This is a genomic window from Pseudomonas cichorii (genome assembly GCF_003700275.1).
GTDB lineage: Bacteria > Pseudomonadota > Gammaproteobacteria > Pseudomonadales > Pseudomonadaceae > Aquipseudomonas > Aquipseudomonas cichorii_B.
The window spans coordinates 72,775-95,507 of record NZ_RBRE01000059.1 but is presented as its reverse complement, the minus strand read 5'-3'; the positions used below and the strand labels follow the sequence as shown (position 1 = coordinate 95,507).

General features: G+C 58.8%; 20 protein-coding genes. 6 read left to right on the top strand and 14 right to left on the bottom strand.

What is annotated here, in order from left to right:
* Window positions 1-4: 4 nt before the first annotated feature.
* The 3 genes from ALQ04_RS16335 (at window position 5) to ALQ04_RS16325 (ending at window position 3,730) form a co-directional block, all read left to right on the top strand.
* A complete protein-coding gene (locus tag ALQ04_RS16335; protein WP_122316790.1) occupies window positions 5-682 on the top strand; it encodes a heavy metal response regulator transcription factor in 678 nt (225 codons plus the stop codon).
* On the top strand, window positions 672-2,048 hold the full coding sequence (locus tag ALQ04_RS16330) for a heavy metal sensor histidine kinase (protein ID WP_122316789.1): 1,377 nt from the start codon (window positions 672-674) through the stop codon (window positions 2,046-2,048). The genes ALQ04_RS16335 and ALQ04_RS16330 overlap by 11 nt, the downstream gene beginning before the upstream one ends.
* A 158-nt stretch (window positions 2,049-2,206) precedes the next feature.
* Window positions 2,207-3,730 carry a sensor domain-containing diguanylate cyclase gene (locus tag ALQ04_RS16325; protein WP_122316788.1) on the top strand — a complete coding sequence of 508 codons (1,524 nt, stop codon included), beginning with the start codon at window positions 2,207-2,209 and terminating at the stop codon, window positions 3,728-3,730.
* A 49-nt stretch (window positions 3,731-3,779) separates the two neighbouring features.
* Here the strand turns inward: ALQ04_RS16325 and ALQ04_RS16320 are convergent, their stop codons facing one another.
* Entirely contained in the window at window positions 3,780-4,250 is a 471-nt protein-coding gene (locus ALQ04_RS16320; protein ID WP_122316787.1) for a PA2169 family four-helix-bundle protein, read from the bottom strand.
* A 216-nt stretch (window positions 4,251-4,466) separates the two neighbouring features.
* On the opposite strand from ALQ04_RS16320, the gene ALQ04_RS16315 reads away from it, so the two are divergent.
* Window positions 4,467-4,700, top strand: coding sequence for a DUF3820 family protein (locus tag ALQ04_RS16315; protein WP_122316819.1), 234 nt, complete (start codon window positions 4,467-4,469; stop codon window positions 4,698-4,700).
* Window positions 4,701-4,920: 220 nt separating this feature from the next.
* Here ALQ04_RS16315 and ALQ04_RS16310 read toward each other — a convergent pair whose 3' ends face one another.
* Genes ALQ04_RS16310 through zwf form a run of 3 tightly spaced genes read right to left on the bottom strand, consistent with a single transcriptional unit; the run spans window position 4,921 to window position 7,782 of the window.
* A complete protein-coding gene (locus tag ALQ04_RS16310) occupies window positions 4,921-5,595 on the bottom strand; it encodes a bifunctional 4-hydroxy-2-oxoglutarate aldolase/2-dehydro-3-deoxy-phosphogluconate aldolase (RefSeq protein ID WP_122316786.1) in 675 nt (224 codons plus the stop codon).
* Between the two features lie 17 nt (window positions 5,596-5,612).
* On the bottom strand, window positions 5,613-6,326 hold the full coding sequence (pgl, locus tag ALQ04_RS16305) for a 6-phosphogluconolactonase (RefSeq protein WP_122316785.1): 714 nt from the start codon (window positions 6,324-6,326) through the stop codon (window positions 5,613-5,615).
* Window positions 6,313-7,782 carry a glucose-6-phosphate dehydrogenase gene (gene zwf, locus ALQ04_RS16300; protein ID WP_122316784.1) on the bottom strand — a complete coding sequence of 490 codons (1,470 nt, stop codon included), beginning with the start codon at window positions 7,780-7,782 and terminating at the stop codon, window positions 6,313-6,315. Before zwf ends, pgl begins: the two co-directional genes overlap by 14 nt.
* Before the next feature lie 207 nt (window positions 7,783-7,989).
* Here zwf and ALQ04_RS16295 point away from each other — a divergent pair, with 207 nt between their 5' ends.
* Window positions 7,990-8,856, top strand: a complete 867-nt coding sequence (locus ALQ04_RS16295; RefSeq protein WP_122316783.1) for a MurR/RpiR family transcriptional regulator — start codon at window positions 7,990-7,992, stop codon at window positions 8,854-8,856.
* 229 nt (window positions 8,857-9,085) lie between these two features.
* Here the strand turns inward: ALQ04_RS16295 and ALQ04_RS16290 are convergent, their stop codons facing one another.
* The 6 genes from ALQ04_RS16290 to ALQ04_RS16265 form a co-directional block, all read right to left on the bottom strand.
* Complete coding sequence (locus ALQ04_RS16290) at window positions 9,086-9,958, bottom strand: D-hexose-6-phosphate mutarotase (protein WP_122316782.1); 873 nt, start codon at window positions 9,956-9,958, stop codon at window positions 9,086-9,088.
* A gap of 99 nt (window positions 9,959-10,057) precedes the next feature.
* Window positions 10,058-11,416, bottom strand: coding sequence for a carbohydrate porin (locus ALQ04_RS16285; protein ID WP_122316781.1), 1,359 nt, complete (start codon window positions 11,414-11,416; stop codon window positions 10,058-10,060).
* 127 nt (window positions 11,417-11,543) lie between these two features.
* The gene (locus tag ALQ04_RS16280; protein ID WP_122316780.1) at window positions 11,544-12,704 is read right to left on the bottom strand and encodes an ABC transporter ATP-binding protein; all 1,161 of its coding nucleotides are present in this window, start codon (window positions 12,702-12,704) and stop codon (window positions 11,544-11,546) included.
* A 2-nt stretch (window positions 12,705-12,706) separates the two neighbouring features.
* Window positions 12,707-13,552 (bottom strand): carbohydrate ABC transporter permease, encoded by an 846-nt coding sequence (locus ALQ04_RS16275; RefSeq protein ID WP_122316779.1) that lies wholly within the window; start codon window positions 13,550-13,552, stop codon window positions 12,707-12,709.
* Entirely contained in the window at window positions 13,545-14,453 is a 909-nt protein-coding gene (locus ALQ04_RS16270) for a carbohydrate ABC transporter permease (RefSeq protein ID WP_122316778.1), read from the bottom strand. Before ALQ04_RS16270 ends, ALQ04_RS16275 begins: the two co-directional genes overlap by 8 nt.
* A 102-nt stretch (window positions 14,454-14,555) precedes the next feature.
* Complete coding sequence (locus ALQ04_RS16265) at window positions 14,556-15,842, bottom strand: ABC transporter substrate-binding protein (protein ID WP_122316777.1); 1,287 nt, start codon at window positions 15,840-15,842, stop codon at window positions 14,556-14,558.
* 432 nt (window positions 15,843-16,274) lie between these two features.
* Here ALQ04_RS16265 and ALQ04_RS16260 point away from each other — a divergent pair, with 432 nt between their 5' ends.
* The gene (locus ALQ04_RS16260; protein ID WP_122316776.1) at window positions 16,275-17,597 is read left to right on the top strand and encodes a hypothetical protein; all 1,323 of its coding nucleotides are present in this window, start codon (window positions 16,275-16,277) and stop codon (window positions 17,595-17,597) included.
* A gap of 64 nt (window positions 17,598-17,661) precedes the next feature.
* Here ALQ04_RS16260 and ALQ04_RS16255 read toward each other — a convergent pair whose 3' ends face one another.
* From ALQ04_RS16255 to edd, 4 genes are all read right to left on the bottom strand, one after another.
* Entirely contained in the window at window positions 17,662-19,134 is a 1,473-nt protein-coding gene (locus tag ALQ04_RS16255) for an ATP-binding protein (RefSeq protein ID WP_122316775.1), read from the bottom strand.
* Window positions 19,124-19,861 carry a response regulator gene (locus ALQ04_RS16250; RefSeq protein ID WP_122316774.1) on the bottom strand — a complete coding sequence of 246 codons (738 nt, stop codon included), beginning with the start codon at window positions 19,859-19,861 and terminating at the stop codon, window positions 19,124-19,126. The genes ALQ04_RS16255 and ALQ04_RS16250 overlap by 11 nt, the downstream gene beginning before the upstream one ends.
* 77 nt (window positions 19,862-19,938) lie before the next feature.
* Entirely contained in the window at window positions 19,939-20,904 is a 966-nt protein-coding gene (locus tag ALQ04_RS16245) for a glucokinase (RefSeq protein ID WP_122316773.1), read from the bottom strand.
* Window positions 20,901-22,727, bottom strand: coding sequence for a phosphogluconate dehydratase (gene edd, locus ALQ04_RS16240; RefSeq protein WP_122316772.1), 1,827 nt, complete (start codon window positions 22,725-22,727; stop codon window positions 20,901-20,903). Before edd ends, ALQ04_RS16245 begins: the two co-directional genes overlap by 4 nt.
* Window positions 22,728-22,733: the final 6 nt, after the last annotated feature.

Genomic DNA, 22,733 nt, shown 5'->3' with positions numbered 1-22,733 from the left:
TCCCATGCGCGTGCTGATTGTCGAAGACGAAGAGAAAACAGCGGATTACCTGCATCGCGGCCTGACCGAACAAGGCTATGCCGTGGATCTGGCGCGGGACGGTGTCGAAGGGCTGCACATGGCCCTGGAAAACGAATACGCGGTGATCATCCTCGATGTGATGCTGCCGGCCCTCGACGGCTTTGGCGTGTTGCGTGCCCTGCGGGCGAAAAAACAGACGCCGGTGATCATGCTGACCGCCCGCGAACAGGTCGATGACCGAATTCGCGGGCTGCGCGAAGGTGCCGACGATTATCTGGGCAAGCCGTTTTCCTTCCTCGAACTGGTGGCGCGCCTGCAGGCACTGACCCGCCGCAGCGGTGGTCATGAGCCGGTGCAGATCAGCATCGCCGACCTGTGGATCGACCTGATCAGCCGCAAGGCCACGCGCGGTGGTGTGCGCATGGAACTGACTGCCAAGGAGTTCTCGCTGCTCAGTGTCCTGGCCCGCCGCCAGGGCGAAATCCTCTCCAAGACGGCGATTGCCGAGATGGTCTGGGACATCAATTTCGACAGCGACGCCAATGTCGTCGAAGTCGCGATCAAACGCCTGCGCGCCAAGCTGGACGGCCCTCACGAACACAAGCTGCTGCATACCATTCGGGGCATGGGCTATGTGCTGGAGGACCGCAGTGCGGACTGATTCCATCGCCTTGCGCCTGAGCGGCCTGTTCGCGCTGGTTGCCTTCGGAGTATTTCTGTTGATCGGCTGGGCCTTGTACCTGCAGGTCGACAAGAGTCTGGACCTGCTGCCCAAGGCCGAGGTCGATGCGCGCTACAGCGTGCTGGAATCGGCCGTCAATCGCTTCGGCACTCCCGAGCACTGGGGCAAGATCAAGAACAAGCTGAGCCTGCTGAGCGAAGAAGACAAACGCATCCGCTTCTGGGTGGTCAGCGACGATCCGGTCTACGAATATGGCCACCCGAACGCCGAGATCCGCAGGTTTGCCCCCGGCCCGCTGGGCATGCGCGACCTGAAACTGACCGATCATCCTTATCCCTTCAAGGTTCTGGTCAGCGAGTTTGCGGCCAGGGACCAGCGCCCTGCCCTGCGCTTCATGACCGCTATCGATACGGAAACCTTCTGGCATACCCAGCACTCGCTGTTGATCGCCCTCATCAGCCTGGCGGTGGTCGGCATTGTGCTGGCCTCGGTGCTCGGCTATTGGGTGGCGCGTATTGGCCTGCGGCCGCTGGCCAGTCTTTCCGGAGAAGCGCTCAAGCTGTCGCCGCCACATTTGTCCGGACGCCTGCGCATGTCGCCGCTGCCGCCCGAACTGGAGCAGTTTGTGACCTCGTTCAACTCGACGCTGGAACGGGTCGAACAGGCCTATTCGCGGCTGGAGTCGTTCAATGCCGATGTCGCCCACGAACTGCGCTCGCCCCTGACCAACCTGATTGGCCAGACCCAGGTGGCGCTGACCCGCGGGCGCTCGGCCGAACATTACTTCGAGGTGTTGCAATCGAACCTTGAAGAACTGGAACGCCTGCGCTCGATCATCAATGACATGCTGTTCCTGGCCAGCGCCGATCAGGGCAGCAAGGCCACGGAACTGATCTGCGCCTCACTGGCAGAAGAAGTCGCCACCACCCTCGATTATCTGGACTTCATCCTCGAAGATGCCCAGGTCAAAGTCGAGGTTCAGGGTGACGCCAGCGTGCCGATCGAGAAGGCCCATCTGCGCCGCGCCCTGATCAACCTGCTGCACAATGCGGTGCAACACACCGAACCCGGTCAGGCAATTCGCGTGGATATTCAAACGGGCGACGGGCATGTGAGGGTCGGTATCGCCAATCCCGGTGCGCAAATCGCCGCAGAACACTTGCCCAGGCTGTTCGAACGCTTCTATCGGGTGGATGCTTCACGCAGTAACAGCGGTGCCAATCATGGGCTGGGCCTGGCGATCGTCAAGGCCATAGCATTGATGCATGGCGGCACGGTGTTTGTAAGAAGCGAACAGGGTTTCAATACGTTCGGCATCCAGTTGCCGGTAACTCCGGCGCCATAAAAATCACGCCAACAAACAGTACACTAATGAAATTATTCTTATTCAATGTGCTGCCCATGGAAAACCCCTCGTTACTTGAAATTAATTCAGGCCTTCTTATAAAGGCGTGATATATATCCCGGCCTCGACTGTTCTGTTCTGGAAGTACTACGGCTGCAATGAACACCCCTGTCACCGTGCAAACTGCACATTACAAATGGACTCGCTCCGAGCAGGTACTGATCGGCGGAAGCACGCTGTCGGTGCTTGCCATACTGATCATTGTCGCGTTCCTGCTGGCCCGCGAGCGTAGCGATGCAACGGTGTCGGCGGCACGTACGGCGTCCAATATCGTGCAGTTGATCAATGCCGATGTACTGCGCAATGCCGAGCTGTATGACACTTCACTGCAGGGCATCATCAAGTCCTGGAAGCGGCCGGACCTGGCGGATATATCAGCCGAACTGCGACAGCTTGTCCTGTTTGATCGCTCGACCATCGCACCGTACAAGGGCGATATGGTGTTACTGGACAAGGACGGCAAGATACTTGCCGACTCCCTGTCGGTCATCCCGCGCAACGATAACTTCGCCGAGCGCGCCTATTTCCAGAAACACCTCAAAGACCCTTCCCTCGATCTCTACGTCAGCGGCCCGTTCAAGACCCGTTGGGGCGACAAGGACTGGTGCATCAGTTTCAGCCGTCGCATGTCTGGGCCCGGTGGCGAGTTTCAAGGCATTGCCAGCGGTGCAATGCGCCTGATTTATTTCCGCCAGTTGTTCAAGAGCCAGATTCTGGACAAGGGCAGCAGCATCAGCCTGATCACGGCCCATGGCACCATGCTGGTTCGCTATCCGGAGATGGAAGGCCAGGACCTGACCGGCAAAGACTACAGCGGTACGGAAAACTTCAAACGCATCGTGCAGGAAGGCACCGGCAGCTTCATTGCCATGTCCTCACAACTCCTGACCATGCGCTTTTTTACCTTTTCCCGGGTCGGCGATTTACCGCTGATTGTGGTGATCGGCCAGGCCGAGGATGAGGTGTATGCCGTCTGGCGCCGCAATGCCTGGCTGGTGGGGTCCGCCACCGGTGTGCTGTGCATCGGGATTCTCTGGCTGACCTTGCTGCTGTGCCGCGAACTGCGCCGCCGCCACAAGGCCGAAGACACGCTGGCAAGCCTGGCCGCGACCGATGGCCTGACCGGCCTGGCCAACCGTCGCCAACTCGACGATGCCATGGACATTGAATGGGCGCGGGCGCTGCGCTCCGGCATGCCATTGTCGCTGCTGATGATCGACGTGGACCATTTCAAGGCCTTCAACGAACGGCACGGGCATCAGGGCGGCGATGACGCGCTGCGCAAGGTCGCCTGTGCCATTGCGCGCAATATCCGTCGCCCTGGCGATATCGCCGCACGCTATGGTGGCGAGGAGTTTGTCGTGGTGCTGCCGGAAACCGATCTGCAGGGCGCGATGCTGTTGGCCGAGTCGATTCGTGGTGCAGTCGAAGCGATACCGCCCTTCATGGGCGATCAACAAGCGATTACGGCCAGCATTGGGGTCGCTTCGCAGATCGTCAGGCCGGGAAATAAACTGGTGGCCCTGTTTGGCCTGGCGGACAAGGCGCTGTATCAGGCCAAGCACAACGGGCGCAATCGGGTGGAGCATCGGCTACTTGGCCAACCGACCCTGCCAGAATGAAAAAACGCCAGACTGGCTGGCGTTTTCTTTGCTTCACGCAAGGTGTTAATCAGGCAGTCCGACGGACCTGGTCACGCAGCAGCTTGATCTGGTCGTGATTGCGCTGGGTGCCATTGAGCTGGTCGCGGATCAGATTGACCACATTGGGCGGCAGCTGTTTTTCCGTGGCCTTTGCCAGGGCTTCCTTGTAAGTCTTCAAGGCATGATCCTCGCCACGCTCCACTTCGTTGAGAATGGCTTCGTCGCTCTTGCCGGTCAGGGTAGATTTCAGATCGACCCAGACACGGTGCAGGGAGCCAGCAACGCTGGACTTGGTTTCAGGATCGCCACCCAGTGAACGAACTTCAGCTTGCAGGTTGCGTACAGCAGCGCTGCATTCGGCGGCATGAGCCTGGAAGAAATTTTTCAGGTCTGGGTTCTTCAGGTCTTCGGCGCTGGTCTCAAAGCCTTTTTGACCGTCCTTGCTGGTTTCGATCAGATCGTTGAGCAGGTCAATGGATTCTTTATTGACGTCGGTCATTTCAATATCCTTAATCGGCAGTTGGTAAATGTCTTGTTGCTGACTAAGTGATTGCATGGCCCATGCCAGCTTATTTTTATGTTTTTTATCGTTATATTTCAATGACTTGTAAATAATCGAAAAAACGCTCCTCGCTCTTTCTGCATGAACTGTCTTTTTGCCTGCATGCAGAATGCAGTATGTTCTCATCTGTTTTACGTTATCGATGGCCTATCCATGAATCCGGAAAAACTCCAGCTGCTGGTCACCCGTGAAATGCCGTTCGGCAAGTACAAGGGACGGCTGATTGCCGACCTGCCCGGCCATTACCTGAACTGGTTCGCCCGGGAAGGCTTTCCCCACGGCGAACTGGGTGGTCTGCTGGCCTTGATGCAGGAAATCGATCACAACGGCCTGAGCGGGCTGCTGGATCCGCTGCGTACAAGACCACGACAATCTTTTCGCGAATGAATGGCTCTGCCTGCATTCAGTCTTGCAAGTCCGTCAGAGGGCTGTGAGAGGCAACTTGCTGGCGACTTCACCCAACAGAAACTCCGATCCGGTCCGACAGGGCCTGAAGATTCCACAGGCAAAAAAAAACGGCGCTCCGGACCAGGGAGCGCCGTAAAAACCATACAAACCAACAACAACTTCTTTAAAGGCCTCAGGCCGGGTGCCTGAGGCCAAATGTTCAGCCGAACAATGCCAGCGCCTCGGCGGTGGCTTCCTGAATGCGACCCCAGTCGCCATTCTTGACCCAGGCGTTGTCGATCATCCAGGTGCCGCCCACGCACATCACGTTGGGTTGAGCCATGTAGCTCTTGAGGTTATCGGCATTGACGCCGCCAGTCGGGCAGAAGCGCACTTCGTTGAACGGGCCGCCCAAGGCCTTGATCGCCGCCACGCCACCGCTGATTTCGGCGGGGAACAATTTGAAGCGGCGGTAGCCCATGGCGTAGCCGATCATGATTTCCGAGGCGCTGCTGATACCCGGCAGCATGGGCAGCGGGCTATCGAGCGCCGCCTGCAACAGATCCTGGGTACTGCCGGGCGTGACGATGAATTGCGAGCCGGCCGCTTCGGCGTCGGCCAGCATCCTGCGATCCAGCACAGTACCGGCGCCCACGCACAGTTCGGGGCGCTGTTCGCGAAGGATACGAATGGCACTGAGGCCAAAGGCCGAGCGCAAAGTGATTTCCAGAGCCGTGAGGCCGCCAGCCGCCAGCGCATCGGCAAGCGGCAGAACGTCTTCGTCACGGGCAATGGTAATAACCGGCAGAATCCGCGCCTTGGCGCAGAGTTCGTCGATCTGGGCAATCTTGTTCGCCATGCTGTTTCGCGGCTGATTATTTTCGTTCGTTGTCATGGCGACGGATCCTTTGCTTATGGGCACCAGTAAATCTCAAGTGATGAGTTGAGGAAGGCACGAACCGGCAATTGAGCGATGTCATCGCCCGCCAGCGCCGTGCGCAAAGTGTCGAGCTTGGCCTGGCCCGACACGGAAAGAATCGGATGACGCGCCGAAGCCAGCAGACGGCGCGTCAGGGTCAGGCGTTGATGCGGCACGCTGGGCGCCAGCATCGGCAGGCAGCGACGCTCGCCATCGGGTTGCAATGCTTCTGCGAGGTTCGGGCTGTCGGGGAACAGCGATGCGGTATGCCCGTCGTCGCCCATGCCCAGAATCAGCACATCGATGGTCGGCAACTGCTGCAGAATCTCGTCGGCTGCCAGGGCAGCCTCCTCCAGACTCGCGGCCGGGGTGTACAGGCCAATGAACTTCGCCTCGGCCACCGGACCTTGCAGCAAGTGGCGCTGCAGCAGGCCGGCATTGCTGTCGGCATGCTCGACCGGAACCCAGCGCTCGTCAGCCAGGCTGATGACCACGCGGGACCAGTCCACAGGCTGCTCGGCCAGACTCTGGAAAAACGCCACCGGGCTACGGCCACCGGACACCACCAGCGTCGCGGTGCCGTTGGCAGCGATGGCCGCTTGCAGGCGCTCGGCCACATTGACGGCCAGCGTACTGGCCAGCAGTTGCGGATTATCGAATTCGCGAGCTACCAGCCCTGCTGGCAGCTCAAGATCACATATCGCCATACCACGACCTCCCGTCACGAGTAATCAGGGCAATGGAGCTCATCGGGCCCCAGGAGCCAGCGGCGTAAGGCTTGGGCGCATCGCCTGCCTTCTTCCAGCCGGCGATCAGCTGATCGCACCATTGCCACGCATACTCGATCTCATCTTTGCGGACAAATAGGTTCTGATTGCCACGCATGACTTCCAGCAACAACCGCTCATAGGCATCGGGGACCCGAGCGCTGCGGTAGGTGTCGGAAAAATTCAGTTGCAACGGACCGCTACGCAACTGCATGCCTTTATCCAGGCCCTGATCCTTGGTCATCACTTGCAGGGAAATGCCCTCGTCGGGCTGCAGGCGGATAATCAGGCGGTTGCTGATCTGCAAACGCTGCTCAGGCGCGAAGATGTAGTGCGGCGGCTCCTTGAAGTGGATCACGATCTGCGACAGCTTCTGCGGCATGCGCTTGCCGGTACGCAGATAGAACGGGGTACCCGACCAGCGCCAGTTGCGGATATCGGCGCGCAGGGCAACGAAGGTTTCGGTGTCGCTCTGGGTGTTGGAGTTTTCTTCCTCCAGATAACCGGGCACCGATTTGCCTTCGCTGTAACCGGCGGTGTACTGCCCACGCACCACCTGGGTCGCCAGACGCTCCGGAGTGAACGGCGCCAGGGCCTTGAGCACCTTGACCTTCTCGTCGCGGATGCTGTCGGCCGACAGGTCGCTGGGCGGGTCCATGGCGATCAGGCAGAGCAGTTGCAGCAAGTGGTTCTGAATCATGTCGCGCAGTTGGCCGGCCTGATCGAAATAGCCCCAACGGCCTTCGATGCCGACTTTCTCCGCAACAGTGATTTCCACGTGGGAAATATGATTCTGGTTCCACTGGGTCTCGAACAGACTGTTGGCAAAGCGCAGGGCAATCAGGTTCTGCACCGTGTCCTTGCCCAGATAGTGGTCGATGCGGTAGACGCGATTCTCCGGGAAGAACTGCGCCACGGCGTCGTTGACCCGTCGCGAGGACGCCAGGTCATGGCCGATGGGTTTTTCCAGGACCGCACGGGTGCGATCAGCCAGATTGGCCGAGGCCAGGTTCTCGCAGATGGCGCCGTACACAGATGCAGGTGTCGCGAAGTAGGCAATCAGCGTTTCCGCGTCACCTACGCGCTCGGCCAGCGCGACATAATCCTCTGCCTTGAGGAAGTCGACATGCAGATAGCTCAGGCGTGCCTTGAACCGTTCAACGTTATCCGCTTCCAGTTCAGCCTCGGGAATGAAGCGGCGCATGGATTTTTCGATGTACGCCAGATGCGACTGCTCGGTACCTGGTTCGCGCGCCAGGGCAAGAATCCGGGTGTCTTCATGCAGCAATCCGGCGCGGTCGAGTTGGTAAAGAGCCGGGAACAGCTTGCGCACTGCCAGGTCACCCAAGGCGCCAAACAAGGCAAAAGTGCACGGTTCAACCGTAATCGAGGGCATAATGTTGGTTCTTTTATCAAGTTAGGCTACAAATACCTTTTTTAAAGGCGTTACTCAAGGCCGAATGTAGTAATAACCACAACATTTTGTCTAAAACCATATTCCAGTGGTGATCAACACAGGCCCCCAGTACGATAGGCCACCTTTGCTACAGGCTAAAGAGCTAATACAAAACCGTTGGTTAATCAGCCGCGACAAGGACTTGGAATGGACCGCGCAAGAAATCTCCTGGAGCAGATCCAGAGCCGGCTCGAAGAGCTGAACAAGGCTGAACGCAAGGTTGCCGAGGTGATCCTGCTCAACCCCCAGATGGCCACGCGGCTGAGCATCGCCGCCCTCGCCCAGGCGGCAAAAGTCAGCGAGCCGACGGTCAACCGCTTCTGCCGCTCGTTCAACGTCAGCGGTTATCCCGAGCTGAAACTGCAACTGGCGCAAAGCCTGGCCAGCGGTGCGGCGTATGTCAGCCGCGCTGTGGAAGCCGACGACAATCCCGAGGCCTACACCCAGAAGATTTTCGGCAGTGCCATTGCCTCGCTGGACAGTGCCTGCCAGCAACTGGACCCGCAATTGATCAGCAAGTCGGTGGACATGCTGATCCAGGCCCGGCAGATCCACTTCTTCGGCCTCGGCGCCTCCGCGCCCGTGGCGCTGGACGCACAGCACAAGTTCTTCCGCTTCAACCTGGCTGTCACCGCCCATGCCGACGTGCTGATGCAGCGCATGATCGCTTCGGTGGCGCATACCGGTGAGTTGTTCGTGATCATTTCCTACACCGGTCGCACCCGTGAACTGGTGGAAGTGGCGCGCATCGCGCGGGCCAATGGCGCCTCGGTGCTGGGGCTTACCGCTGCCGGTTCACCGCTGGCCAAGGCCAGTACCGTGAGCCTGAACATTCCGCTGCCCGAAGACACCGATATCTACATGCCGATGACTTCCCGGATCATCCAGCTCACCGTGCTGGATGTACTGGCCACCGGCATGACCCTGCGACGCGGTGTGGACTTCCAGCCGCACCTGCGCAAGATCAAGGAAAGCCTCAACGACAGCCGCTATCCGGCGGAAGATCAGGGCTGAGAGGTGTGGCGTCCGTTCGCGGATAAATCCGCTCCCACAAGATCAATTCAAACCTGAACTGCCCCCCCTCAAGAGTTGGATTGGTGTGCAACTTCTTGGGGGCAGTTCAAACCTGTGGGAGCGGATTTATCCGCGACGGATCAAGGCGATATTTACCGCTACCCCCTATTTATTGATCGTCTGAAAGGCCGTCGTTCGCTCCAAGACCACCTTCAACGGGCTACGTCACTTAAACAACACTCGCCCGCAACCTTATCTGCGCCTTCTCTCCAGGCTCCAGGCTGCCAGGCTCCCCGTCTCCCGAAGCTGCCTCGACCCGCACGAATCCCGCCGTCTCACTGCCACACACACCCAACAACGGCCTGCTACCAGGGTGCCAGACCACCGTGCTGGGACTATCGCTGGTATCGATGCGCAAACGCCGTTGCCAGGCCCGATCCTGAAGCTGCACGGCTCCAGAATGCTCGAAGACCCGCTGACAGCCACCCACCACCCGCAACTCGCCTTTCTGCTGACAGGCCTGACGACTCAACTTGTCATAACCCTGAGCACCATCCAGGCCTTGCAACGCCACACCCGCCACATCACTGATCCGCCAATAGGCATGCAGCCCATGACTGAAATGACACGGCTCACTGTCCTCATGACGAGTGCTCAAGCGCAACTCCATCCCCTGCCCCAGCTCGGCATGCAGATCGACCTGCCAGTCCCAGAGCTGCAACTGCCAGTGCAGACTCACACCGGCCTCGCTTTGCGTACTGTCGATCAGCTTCCAGTTGAGCAGACGCGCCCAGCCGTGGGCCGGCCAGCCACTTTCACTGGGATGACGGCCGTACCAGGGCCAGCAGACCGGCACGCCACCACGAATGGCGCCAACCTGCGGCCACTGCGCAGCACACCACAACCAGGGTTTCTGGCCACGGGGCTGAAAATGCAACAACTGCCCGCCCTGACGACTGAATACCGCCTGGCATTGCGGATGATCGATCACCAGCACATCGCGCAACTGATAACGCTCCCACTCGAAAGTCGGCCTGGCGCGTCGCGACTGGAAAAAGCGCTGCAACGGGTGCTCAAGCACCTGCGCGTTCATGAGAGGCATAGCCAATCGCACCTCTGAAAATAAAATAATTCATGACCATAAAAAAACGGGCAGCCAGGCTGCCCGCAAAGCACACACGACCTTGATCGGCTTGTCGAATCAGAACTTCGACTGAATTTTCAGGCCTGCCACAATCGCATCGTCAACCTGGCTGACACCACCTGGGTGCTTGATGTATTGCAGGTTGGGACGCACGGTCAGCCAATTGGTGACATGGAAGCCGTAGTAGATTTCCGAGTTGTACTCGGTGTCCTGTACCGGCAGGTAGCCCGGGTTGTCGTAGTCGTTGATACCGCTGATCTGGTTGGCCAGACGCACACGGTCCTGCACATCGTCGTTGACGTGGATACGGGCGATACCGATGCCGATGTCATCCTTGGGACGCGAATCGAACGGACCCTTGTAGGTCAGGCCGATCTGCTGGTAGTTGTCGACGAAGTTGGTTTCCTTGTCATGCACGGTGGCGTTGGCAAAGATACTCAGGCCACGGGAAGCATCGCCATTGTGCGAAGTCAGTTGCTGCTGAGCCACGACCCACCAGCCATGCTTGCTGCTGTGCGACTTGAACGCACCGCCGGAGACCGGCTGTGGCTGGCCGTCAGCGCCTTCATAGACATCGTCGGCACTCGGCGTGCTCTTGTAGAAACCGACACGGTATTCGCCGGGCAGCGAGTTGACGGTCGGGGTCCAGACCAGTTCGACCGGCAGGATCATGCCCTTGGTGCCGCTACCGCTGAGCTTGAAGCCGTTACCGGTTTCCAGGTTCGACGGGTTCTGCTCGTAGACACCGACCTGGGCATAGACTTCAGGCGTGATGTTGTACTTGATGCGCAATGCCCACTGGCTGATTGGCCAGTTGTACCAGGTATTGACGTAGTTACCGACCTGCGAGCCGCAGAACGACAGGTTCTGGAAGTCGCACGGGAAGGAGTTGAAGTCTTCACCCGGTCCGAAACGACCGGCCTTGACGTCCAGCACGCCGTCGAAATACTTCTGTTTGACCCACAACTGGGTCAGACGCCAGGTCTGGCCACGACCCCAGACTTCCTGCGAGGAACTGAGCGTGCCAGCACGCGGATCACCGATCCGGTCATTGGAAATGTTGCGACCACTACGTTCGGTAATAGCCATCTTGAACTCGGCATCCTGCCAGCCGAAGGCCTTCTGCAGGTCTACCTTCAGGCCGAAAGCGAACTGGTCACTGTAACGGCCGGTGGTGTCGTCGTTATAGCCACCATCGAGGTTACTGGCCATTTCGGCGACGTACTCCAGAGAGAAGTCGTACCCTTTATCGAGCAACTCGGTACGCAGACCGCCCCAGTCGCCCGTCATCCACGGTGAGTTGGCATCGAACGCATCGGCAGCATGGACGCTGCCCGCCAGACTCATCGCACCTACAACCGACAGCTTGCGTACCAACTGGAACCGGGAAAGCGATTTAGCCTTGATCTTCTTCATCCCATCTATCCTCTGTTTTATTGTTATTAGCTTTGGTGCACTTTTTCTTACTGCTTCGTGTTCGCCGGTGGGTCGTGCGATATGGCAGCGCCAGACCCGCCAGCCGTGCTCGGTAAAGGTCAATCAATCATTTGCGGTTCATCTGGGTGACATTGCCCATTCGCTCAGCCGTTTGCTGCTTTCCCAGAACACCCAGGCGCTCGCCGCTCTGCGCATCGAAAAGCAGGACCTTGGCCGGGTCGAACTGCAAGGTCAGGCTTTCACCCACCTGAGGCGCGACATCCGGCGCCAGTCGGCAACACACCTTACTCTGGTTCAGGTTGACGAACACCAGTGTGTCCGGACCGGTCGGTTCGGTGACCTGCACTTCGGCACGAATGGTCGGCAGGCCGTTGGGCTCGCCCGCAGCCAGAGTAATCTGCTCGGGACGAATCCCCAGGATCACTTCGCGATCTTCCAGCCCGGCATCGCTGAGCCCCAAGGGCAACTCGCAACGGGCCTGGCCGCTGTCGAGCAGCGCCAGCAGACGGCCTTCCTTGCGTTGCAGGCGCAGCGGAATGAAGTTCATCGGCGGCGAGCCAATGAAGCTGGCGACGAACAGGTTGGCCGGATCGTTGTAGATCTGCTTGGGCGTACCGAACTGCTGCACGATCCCGTCCTTCATGACCGCCACTTTATCGCCCAGGGTCATGGCCTCGATCTGGTCGTGGGTGACGTAGACGGTGGTGGTTTTCAGACGCTGGTGCATCAGTTTCATTTCAGTGCGCATCTCGACCCGCAGCTTGGCGTCGAGGTTGGACAGCGGTTCGTCGAACAGGTAGATCTTCGGCCTGCGCGCCAGGGCACGGCCCATGGCGACCCGCTGCTGCTGGCCGCCTGACAACTGGCCCGGCTTGCGATTGAGCAGGTGCTCGATCTGCAGCAGCTTGGCGACCCGGCTCACTTCCTCGTCGATGGCGCTTTGCGGCATCTTGCGGATTTTCAGGCCGAACTCGATGTTCTCCCGCACGTTCATGGTCGGGTACAACGCATACGACTGGAACACCATCGCGATGTCCCGGTCTTTCGGGCTGGTGCCGCTGACGTCTTCGCCATCGATGAGAATCGCGCCGCCGCTGATGCTCTCAAGGCCGGCAATGCAGTTCATGAGGGTCGACTTGCCGCAGCCGGACGGACCGACCAGGATCAGGAACTCGCCGTCATTGATCTGCAGCTCGATGTTCTTCAGCGTATCCGGCAGGTTGGCGCCGTAGGTCTTGTTTACGTTACGTAGTTCGAGAGTCGCCATGATTACCCCTTGACCGCGCCGGCCGTGAGCCCACGCAGGAAATACTTGCCAGCCAGTACGTAGACCAGCAGTGTCGGCAGCCCGGCGATCATCGCCGCCGCCATGTCAACGTTGTATTCCTTGGCGCCGGTGCTGGTATTGACCAGGTTGTTCAGCGCCACGGTAATGGGCTGCGAATCGCCGCTGGAAAACACCACGCCAAACAGGAAGTCGTTCCAGATCTGGGTGAACTGCCAGATCAGGCAGACCATGATGATCGGCGTCGACATCGGCAGGATGATCCGCCCGAAAATCGTGAAGAAGCCTGCTCCGTCAAGGCGTGCAGCCCGAACCAGCGCTTCCGGAATGCTGACGTAGTAGTTGCGGAAGAACAGCGTGGTGAAGGCCAGTCCGTAGACCACATGCACGAACACCAGGCCGGTGGTGGTACTCGCCAGCCCCATCTTGCCGAGGGTGAAGGAAGCCGGCAGCAGCACGGTCTGGAACGGCAGGAAACAGCCGAACAGCAACAGCCCGAAGAACAGTTGCGAACCACGGAAGCGCCACATCGACAGCACGTAGCCATTCAAGGCACCGATGGCGGTGGAAATCACTACCGCCGGAATGGTGATCTTGATCGAGTTCCAGAAGTAACCATCGACGATATCCCAGGCCTTGACCCAACCGATGAAGGTGACCACGCTCGGCCAGCTCAGCAGGTTGCCGCTGCCGATGTCTTCGGGGGCCTTGAAGCTGGTCAGGAGCATGACGACCAGCGGTACCAGATAAATCAGACAGGCCAGCAGCAACACTGCATGGATCAGGATCCGGCTGAAGCTGATGGCCGGTTTGCCAACTTGACTAGTCATGGCGTTTTGTCCTCAGCTCGGAATACAGATACGGCACCAGAATCGCCAGGATCGCGCCAAGCATCAGAATCGCACTGGCCGAGCCCATGCCCATCTGGCCGCGGCTGAAGGTAAAGGAATACATGAACATCGCTGGCAGGTCGGAGGAATAACCGGGACCGCCTGCGGTCATCGCCGCCACCAGGTCGAAGCTCTTGATGGCGATGTGCGCCAGAATCATGATCGCGCTGAAAAACACCGGGCGCAGACTCGGCAGGATCACCCGCCAGTAGATCAGCGGCAGGCTCGCACCATCCATTTGCGCCGCACGAATGATCGACTGATCGACCCCGCGCAGGCCGGCCAGGAACAGTGCCATGACAAACCCTGAAGACTGCCAGACCGCAGCGATGACCAGGCAATAGACAACCCGGTCCGGATCGACCAGCCAGTCCAGGCGAAAACCTTCCCAGCCCCAGTCGCGCAGCATCTTGTCCAGGCCAAGGCCCGGATTGAGCAGCCATTTCCAGGCAGTACCGGTGACGATCATCGACAGCGCCATCGGGTAGAGATAAATCGTACGAATCGCGCCTTCACGACGAATCCGCTGGTCCAGCAGCACCGCCAGCACTACGCCGACCACCAGGCTGATGGCGATGAACATGCCACCGAACAGCAGCAGGTTCTTGCTCGCCACCCACCAGCGGTCGTTGTCCATCAGGCGCATGTACTGCGCCAGCCCGACCCACTTGTAGGAAGGCAGGAACGTCGAGTTGGTGAACGAGAGAACGAAGGTCCACAGGATGTAACCGTAAAAACCAACCAGCACGATGAACATGCTGGGTGCCAGAACCAACTTGGGCAGCCAGCGTTGCAGCGCATCCAGAGGCGAGGCTTTGCTGAACACAGCGACAGAGCTCATCGGGAATATCCAGTCCGGAATATCGAATCCGGGCCGCAGGCAGGTGTGAAACCGGGGAACGGTTTCATCAGCACAGACTGCAGCCGGGGTTTCAGTAACGAATTACTGGGCGGACTTGACTGCCGCGCCCAACTTTTTGGCCGCTGCCGCAGGGTCGGCAGCCGGATCGTTGATGTAGTTGGTCACCACATCGAAGAATGCGCCCTGTACCGCCAGCGTAGTCGCCATGTTGTGCGCCATGCTTGGCTGCAGACCGCCGGTTTTCGAGTCAGCCAGGAAGTCCTTGGCCGCTGCCTGGGCGCAGGAGTCGAAACCGTGCTTGTCCATATTGGTCAGCATGTCGTTACGAACCGGAATCGAACCCTTGTTGATGCTGAACACCTGCTGGAAGTTTTCACCCAGCGCGACCTTGGCCAGGTCCTGTTGCGCCGCAGTGGTGCCCTTGTCCTTCTGCTTGAACACGGCCAGCGAGTCGATGTTATAGGTGAACGCCTTGTCGGTGCCCGGGAAGGCTACGCACTGGTAATCCTTGCCGGCGACTTTCTTGGCGGCGGTCCACTCGCTCTTGGCCCAGTCACCCATGATCTGCATGCCGGCCTTGCCATTGATGACATCGGCAGCGGCGATGTTCCAGTCGCGACCGGCGCGGTTGGCGTCCATGTAGGTGGCGACTTTCTTCAGCTCAGTGAGGGATTTGGCCATTTCCGGCCCGGCCAGGGTTTTCTGGTCCAGATCGACCAGGGCTTTCTTGTAGCCTTCGGCGCCCATGACCGAGAGCACCACGGCCTCGAAGACCGTGCTGTCCTGCCATGGCTGGCCGCCATGGGCCAGAGGGATGAAACCGGCGGCCTTGAGCTTGTCACCGGCGGCATAGAATTCTTCGAGGGTGGTCGGCGCCTTGTCGATACCGGCTTTCTTGAAGACTTGCGGGTTGATCCACAGCCAGTTCACGCGGTGGATGTTGACCGGCACGGCCACGTAGTCGCCGTCGTACTTCACGGTATCGGAGACTTTCTTGTCGAGCAGGGAATCCCACTTCTCTTCCTTGGCGACATCCTTCAAGGCATCGGTATCGAGCAGGCCGGTAGAGGCCCACTCCTGGATATCCGGGCCCTTGATCTGGGCTACGCCCGGAGGATTGCCCGCCACCGCACGACTCTTGAGCACGGTCATCGCAGTCGCCCCGCCACCACCGGCAACCGCACCGTCCTTCCAGGTAAAGCCGTCTTTTTCAACTTGCGCTTTCAGGACATCGACAGCGGCCTTTTCACCACCGGACGTCCACCAGTGCACGACTTCGACAGTGCCTTTGGAATCGGCAGCAGTAACGCTCAGAGGGAACAACGAGGCGAGAGAAATGACAGCGGCGAGACGTGAGATTGAATTCATCGATTTGACCTTTCTTGTTGTTATGCATGAGCAAGTCTGTGCTTGCGCTCAACGCAGTTTAACCAAGGGAGTTCCGGTCACGGTAACGAAGGGACGTGCAAATGTCACAGAATGGTTACGATGACAAGGCTGAGTCAGCCGGCCCGCAACAGCTTTTTCCTTCAGGATAGAGGGCTTTGTCCGGTGAAACAGTTTTAATGAATCCGGTGACAAAATCCCCATTGACTTTATTTGGCCAATCAGATTATTTCGAACTATCCAGATTATTTATATCGCCAATAAATACAAACAGACCCTGTCGTTCAAAACTTCGCTACCTACTATTAAGAGCAGCTTTCTCTTTATTGCTGCTCGTGGCAGTCGCTGGCGCTTTTTCAGCGCCATTCAAAATAGCCAAAACGGAAAGTTACATATACTTACAAGGAGTAACACATGAACACTCAATCCAATTCATTCAAATCCGGTGAAATAGATCCAGGTTTTCAACCCATCACCGTTCCCAATCCGCAACCCGGTGAAAGAGACTTTTCCATCGACACCCTGCTTCGCTTATCCAGCGGCCATTTCATTGCTGGCTGTCAGGACGCTGTTTACTACCAGATCCCCTGCCTGGTCAGAATCAATCCGGATCACAGCGTCGATACAACCTTTGGCCAGGATGGCTATGCCTTTATCGACCTGAGCAATGAGCCCCTGGCCGAAAATGCAGGTCATTTACTGGATGTGTATCAATTGCCCGACGGCGGATACCTGGCCAGACTGGATACAATCGCCACGCTCAAAGGCCAGCGGCTCTCCTGCCTGGTCCTGGCCTGTTTTACGGTTGACGGGCAAAAGGACCCAAACTTTGGCAACGACGGGATTCGCCTGTATCCATTGCCCGGTCCAAAACCCCAGTGGCCAGAAGCATTGCGCAAGCTTGCCAGCCCCATTCCCTCGCCACAGCTGTCACGTTTTCCCCATGAGAGATACCATGACCTGAAAGTATTGAGCGATGGCAAGTTGCTGATCCTCACCACCGCCAGGGAACTCAATGAAAACACTCATCGCCCCTATGTGCTGAGGCTCACGGCAGAGGGCGAACTTGATCCGACCTTCAATTCCAGTGGTTTTATGGAACCCGTGGGTTATATGTGGTTCAAGCCACATCGTCTGTTAGAACAAAACAATGGCATGCTGGTAATAAGCGGCGAATATCCGGGCATTCCGTTTATTGCCAGATTTCATGAGAACGGCACGCTCGATACAACCTATGGCGATAATGGTTACTTCACTGATCTTGGCCCTTACGCCTATACAAGATGGCACACCCTTTTACCTGACGCTGCGCAGAATATTGTTTGCGTAGGGCAAAGAGGTGGCCCAACCTTTCTGCAAGGCAGAGGCGTTACTGTGATTGGCAAGCTTGATGTCAATGGTCAGCGCGTTCCCGAATTCAATCAGGGGCAAAGCGTTCTGATTGAGCCAAGAGAAGCCGGCGATGTGGTTCTTTCAAATTTTACGGCGATTGTCGATCAGGCAAACCGGATCGTTATTGGAGGCAGACAGCTGAGCCCGGTAACCTTGCTGACAGGTTTCATGGCGCGCCTGCTTCAGGACGGTCAGGCAGACACCAGCCTGGGTGAGAATGGCGTGCTTTATTACGAGGACCTCCAAAGCCTGGATTACCTGCTCGAAGAACCGGGCATGGGGGTCTACTACTCGGTTGTCCTGACAAGTATTAGCCCGCAGTTCATCCATCGTTTCCTGAGCTGATCCTTTGAACATACAGTAACCAAAGATGGCACTGCTCACGCAGTGCCATCCCCAGAAAACCGTTTCACTCCAGTGACCTGGGCAGAAACAGCGTCACCCTCAGCCCACCGTCACGCAGATTCTGCAGGCTCACTTCGCCGCCATGACTGTGCGCAATGTTGCGGGCGATCCCCAGCCCGAGCCCGTAGCCCTGTTGCTGGCTGCCCGCCAGACGGAAATGCGGCTCGAACACATGCTCCAGACGTTTTTCAGGTACGCCCGGCCCCTCATCGTCCACATGCAGGACAAACGCCAGGTCGTTATCCTCGACTTTCAGATGTGCCCGATGCCCGTACTTGATGGCGTTGTCGATCAGGTTGCCGATGCAACGCTTGAGCGCCAGCGGCTTGCCTGGATAGGCCGCTTCGGCAATGCCTTGTTGCGTAACACGGCCATCGCCATCCGGACGCAGATAGGGCTCGATCAGGCACTCAAGCAAATGGTTGAGATCCACCTGCTCGATATTCTCGTGAATATCGGTGTCCTTCACGCATTGCAGTGCACCCTTGACCAATAGCTCCAGCTCATCGAGATCGCGGCTGAACTTGGTCTGCAACAACTCGTCTTCCAGCAGCTCGACCCGCAACCGCAAGCGGGTGATCGGCGTGCGCAAGTCATGGGAGATGGCGCTGAACAACTGACCGCGTTCGGTCAGATAACGGCTGATCCGGGTGCGCATGGTATTGAAGGCGCGGCTGACTTCCACCACTTCGCTGCCGCCGCCCTCGACCACCGGCTCAACATCGGCGCCCAGCGACATGTCCCGCGCCGCACGCGCCAGACGCTTGAGCGGCCGACTTTGCCAGTGCACCAGAAGGCCAATGAAGAACAGCAGGAAAACACCGGTCAAGGCAATGAACCAGACTTGCTGTACAGGCAGTTCCTGTTCTTCCAGCGAGGTATAGGGTTCAGGCAGCAGCGAAGCGATATACAGCCATTCGCCGGGCGCCAGCTCGATCTGGGTCACCAGCACCGGCGGATTCAGCGGCTCCAGAGTCAGCGCGTAATGCGCCCAGGAACGGGGCAACTCATCGAGCTTCAGACCGCTGTTGAAGATGCGCAGGTCATCGGGGCGCACGAACCACACCGCGATGTCGGGATCCTTGCCCAGATGCTGACGCAGCACTTCATCGACCACTTTCAACACCGCCTGCTTGCGCGGCGTCGGCGGCAGTATCTGCATGTCCAGCGGACGATCGTTGAGCGACACGACGAAGCGCGTACCGCCCATGCTGCGCAACTGATCCAGCACCAGCGGACGATAGGCCAGCGGCAATGAGCGAAAGTAACTGACGCTGGCCGCCATCGAGTAGGCAAGGCTGCGGGCGCTGGTCACCAGGCCTTCCATCTGCGTGGCCCGCAGTTGTGAAAGCCAGATGACGCTGGACAAGCCCTGGGCCATCAATACCGCCAACAGCGTCAGCAGCAACATGCGCCCCAACAGGGAATGCGGCAGCCTCGGACGTCGCAACTTCAGGAGGATATTTTCAATAGCCATTGCTGGCGTGCACGCTGACATTGGTCGCCAGCAGATAACCACTGCCACGCACAGTACGGATCAGCCGCGGTGCCTTGCCGGTATCGCGCAGACGCTGGCGCAGGCGACTGACCGCCATGTCGACGATACGCTCCAGCGGCATCAGTTCGCGGCCGCGCGTGGCGTTGCCGATGGTGTCGCGATCAAGGATCTGCTGCGGATTGTCGAGAAACAGTTTGAGCAAGGCGAAGTCTGCGCCGGAGAGGATCACTTCTTCACCATCGCTGTGGAACAGGCGATGACTGACCATATCCAGACGCCACTCATCGAACACCATCACATCGTTGCCGCTGCGCTCCTGACCGAACTGCGCACGGCGCAACAAGGCCTTGATCCGGGCCTGCAATTCACGGGGGCTGAAAGGCTTGCCCAGATAATCGTCGGCACCAAGCTCCAGACCGATGACCCGGTCGGCCTCGTCGGAACTGGCGGTGAGCATGATGATCGGTACATGCGGCTGGCGCGGATGCTGGCGCACCCAGCGGCACAGGCTGAAACCATCTTCATCGGGCAACATAACGTCGAGGATCAGCAGGTCGCTGGGGGCCTCATTGAACGCGAGACGAAAATCCGCGCCATCACCCACGGTTCGCACCTGAAAACCGGCACGGCTGAGGTAGGTATCCAGCAACTCGCGGATCTCCTGGTCATCATCGACCAACAGAATCGATTTACTGACTGAGCTCAAATTGAATCGTCCTTGTTAGCTGTGATTACTTTGTTGTTATTGGGTTGCCATCCATGGTGCATGTGCGGTGAAACGGATCAGATGTCCTTTCCAAACGCCTGCTGCAATGCGACGCCGGCCCCCATCAGACCAGGGTATTCGGCAGTGACCAGCCAGACCGGCAGGCCCTTGAAATAATCGCTCATCACGCCCTTTTCAGCGAGGGCGCGCTTGAATCCGCTGTTGCTGAAGAATTCGACGAAGCGCGGCACTACGCCGCCGACGATATATACCCCACCGAGCCCGCCCAGAGTAAGCACATTGTTGCCCACCACCCGGCCAAGGAACACGCAGAACTGATCCAGCACTCCGGCCGCGACCGGATCGCCGGCCACCGCCGCCGAGGTAATGGCGGCAGGCGACTTGAGCACCGGCTCGATATCGTCCAGCGCACAACTGACCCGATACAACTGCAACAGGCCTGCTCCGCTCAGCACTGTCTCGGCGCTGACATGCTCGTGCTCGGCCATCAGCCGCGTCCACAACAAGGCTTCGCGGGCGGTACCGATCGGCAGGTCCACATGACCGCCTTCGCCGGGCAAGGCCATCCAGTGGTTTTCGCTGACGCTGATCAGGGTGCCGACACCGAGCCCGGTGCCCGGCCCGACCACTACGCACGGGCGATCAGGCTTGCCGATGCCGTGGCAGATAGTCAGGTATTCATCGTCACGCAGGCGGGTCATGCCCAGCGCCATGGCAGTGAAGTCGTTGATCAGCAGCAGCTCGTCGACCTTCAGGTTGGCGCAGAACTTCGAGCGGCTCAGTTGCCAGTGGCTGTTGGTGAAATAGAACTCGTCGCCATCCACCGGCCCGGCGACGGCCAGGCAGACGAAGCCGATGTCGCCGCGCTGCAGTTCGAGGTCCTGCAGGTAGATCTCGATGGCTTGTTCCGGCCCGGCGTAATCGATGGTCGGGAATACCCGGATCGAATGCAGTTTGTCGTCTTCCCAAATGGCAAAACGTGCATTGGTGCCGCCAATATCACCGACCAGAGCCAATTTCACTTGAGCTTCTCCAGATTTGAAGTAAAGGCGCTGGCGCCCTGCTCGGCTGAGCTGAAGGCCATACGCATGAAACCGAACAGTTCCCGGCCACAGCCGACACCATTGTCGAGCTGACCGACAGCCGGCTCTCTGGCCCCCAATTCTGACGCTTCGATCAGAACTTGCAACGTGCCTTTTACTCCATCGACGCGAATCACGTCACCATCCCGCACAAGAGCCAAAGGGCCACCATCAAAGGCTTCCGGACAGACATGGATCGCCGCCGGGATCTTGCCCGATGCGCCGGACATACGTCCGTCAGTCACCAGCGCAACCTTGAAACCGCGGTCCTGCAACACGCCGAGGAACGGCGTCATCTTGTGCAGTTCGGGCATGCCATTGGAGCGCGGCCCCTGGAAACGCATTACCGCGACGAAATCGCACTCCAGCTCACCGGCCTTGAACGCATCGGCCAGATCCTGCTGATCCTCGAAGACCTTGGCTGGTGCTTCGACAATCTGGTGTTCCAGCGCCACGGCGGAAACTTTCATCACCCCACGCCCGAGGTTGCCTTCCATGACTCGCAGGCCACCTTCGGGAGAAAACGGCCGCGCCACCGGGCGCAGAATGCTTTCGTCCAGACTCTGCAACGGGCCTTCGCGCCAGACCAGCTTGCCGTCTTCCAGAAACGGTTCCCTGGTATAGCGACTCAGGCCGTAGCCGGCCACAGTATTGACGTTTTCGTGCAGCAACCCGGCCGCCAGCAGTTCACGGATCAGGAACGACATGCCGCCCGCCGCCTGGAAGTGGTTGATATCGGCCTTGCCGTTCGGATAGACGTGACTCAGGGTCGGCACCACTTCCGAGAGGTCGGCCATGTCCTGCCAGGTCAACTGGATACCGGCTGCCTGGGCAATCGCCGGCATGTGCAGGGTGTGGTTGGTCGAACCACCGGTGGCATGCAGGGCGACGATGGAGTTGACCAGCGACCGCTCATCGACGATTTCACCGATCGGCATGAACTCGCCGCTTTGCTGGGTCAGGCGGGTGACCTGCTGGGCGGCCTCGACTGTCAGCGCATCGCGCAGCGGAGTGTACGGATTGACGAACGAGGCGCCCGGCAGATGCAGGCCCATGACTTCCATCAGCAACTGATTGGTGTTGGCGGTGCCGTAGAACGTACAAGTGCCCGGGCCGTGGTAGGACTTCATCTCCGAATCCAGCAGCTCTTCGCGGGTCGCCTTGCCTTCGGCGTAGCGCTGACGGACATCGGCCTTTTGCTTGTTGGAAATACCGGAAACCATCGGCCCGCCGGGCACGAAGATGGTCGGCAGGTGACCGAAACGCAGCGCGCCCATCATCAGGCCCGGTACGATCTTGTCGCAGATCCCCAGCATCAGCGCGGCATCGAACATGTTGTGCGACAGCGACACCGCGGTGGACATGGCGATCACTTCACGGCTGGCGATGGCCAGTTCCATGCCTGGCTCGCCCTGAGTCACGCCATCGCACATGGCCGGTACGCCACCGGCGACCTGACCGACCGAACCAATGTCACGTAAAGCCTGTTTGATCTGGGCAGGAAAGTGTTCGTAGGGCTGATGCGCCGAAAGCATGTCGTTATAGGCAGAGACGATAGCCACGTTGGCGGCGTTCATCATGCGCAGGTTCTGCTTGTCCTCGGGACCGCAGGCCGCCACGCCGTGGGCGAAGTTGGCACATTGCAGTTTGCCGCGCATCGGACCGTCGCTCGCTGCGCCGCGAATCAGTTCCAGGTAGCGCTGACGGGTGTCGCGACTACGAGCGATAAGACGCTCGGTTACCTCAAGAATGCGGGGATGCATGTGATG

Excerpts from the sequence above, each read along its gene's own strand:
- ALQ04_RS16335 (WP_122316790.1), top strand. The coding sequence starts at position 5 with ATGCGCGTGCTGATTGTCGAAGACGAAGAGAAAACAGCGGATTACCTG.
- ALQ04_RS16325 (WP_122316788.1), top strand. The coding sequence starts at position 2,207 with ATGAACACCCCTGTCACCGTGCAAACTGCACATTACAAATGGACTCGC.
- ALQ04_RS16320 (WP_122316787.1), bottom strand. The coding sequence starts at position 4,250 with ATGACCGACGTCAATAAAGAATCCATTGACCTGCTCAACGATCTGATC.
- ALQ04_RS16315 (WP_122316819.1), top strand. The coding sequence starts at position 4,467 with ATGAATCCGGAAAAACTCCAGCTGCTGGTCACCCGTGAAATGCCGTTC.
- ALQ04_RS16310 (WP_122316786.1), bottom strand. The coding sequence starts at position 5,595 with ATGACAACGAACGAAAATAATCAGCCGCGAAACAGCATGGCGAACAAG.
- pgl (WP_122316785.1), bottom strand. The coding sequence starts at position 6,326 with ATGGCGATATGTGATCTTGAGCTGCCAGCAGGGCTGGTAGCTCGCGAA.
- zwf (WP_122316784.1), bottom strand. The coding sequence starts at position 7,782 with ATGCCCTCGATTACGGTTGAACCGTGCACTTTTGCCTTGTTTGGCGCC.
- ALQ04_RS16295 (WP_122316783.1), top strand. The coding sequence starts at position 7,990 with ATGGACCGCGCAAGAAATCTCCTGGAGCAGATCCAGAGCCGGCTCGAA.
- ALQ04_RS16290 (WP_122316782.1), bottom strand. The coding sequence starts at position 9,958 with ATGCCTCTCATGAACGCGCAGGTGCTTGAGCACCCGTTGCAGCGCTTT.
- ALQ04_RS16285 (WP_122316781.1), bottom strand. The coding sequence starts at position 11,416 with ATGAAGAAGATCAAGGCTAAATCGCTTTCCCGGTTCCAGTTGGTACGC.
- ALQ04_RS16280 (WP_122316780.1), bottom strand. The coding sequence starts at position 12,704 with ATGGCGACTCTCGAACTACGTAACGTAAACAAGACCTACGGCGCCAAC.
- ALQ04_RS16275 (WP_122316779.1), bottom strand. The coding sequence starts at position 13,552 with ATGACTAGTCAAGTTGGCAAACCGGCCATCAGCTTCAGCCGGATCCTG.
- ALQ04_RS16270 (WP_122316778.1), bottom strand. The coding sequence starts at position 14,453 with ATGAGCTCTGTCGCTGTGTTCAGCAAAGCCTCGCCTCTGGATGCGCTG.
- ALQ04_RS16265 (WP_122316777.1), bottom strand. The coding sequence starts at position 15,842 with ATGAATTCAATCTCACGTCTCGCCGCTGTCATTTCTCTCGCCTCGTTG.
- ALQ04_RS16260 (WP_122316776.1), top strand. The coding sequence starts at position 16,275 with ATGAACACTCAATCCAATTCATTCAAATCCGGTGAAATAGATCCAGGT.
- ALQ04_RS16255 (WP_122316775.1), bottom strand. The coding sequence starts at position 19,134 with ATGGCTATTGAAAATATCCTCCTGAAGTTGCGACGTCCGAGGCTGCCG.
- edd (WP_122316772.1), bottom strand. The coding sequence starts at position 22,727 with ATGCATCCCCGCATTCTTGAGGTAACCGAGCGTCTTATCGCTCGTAGT.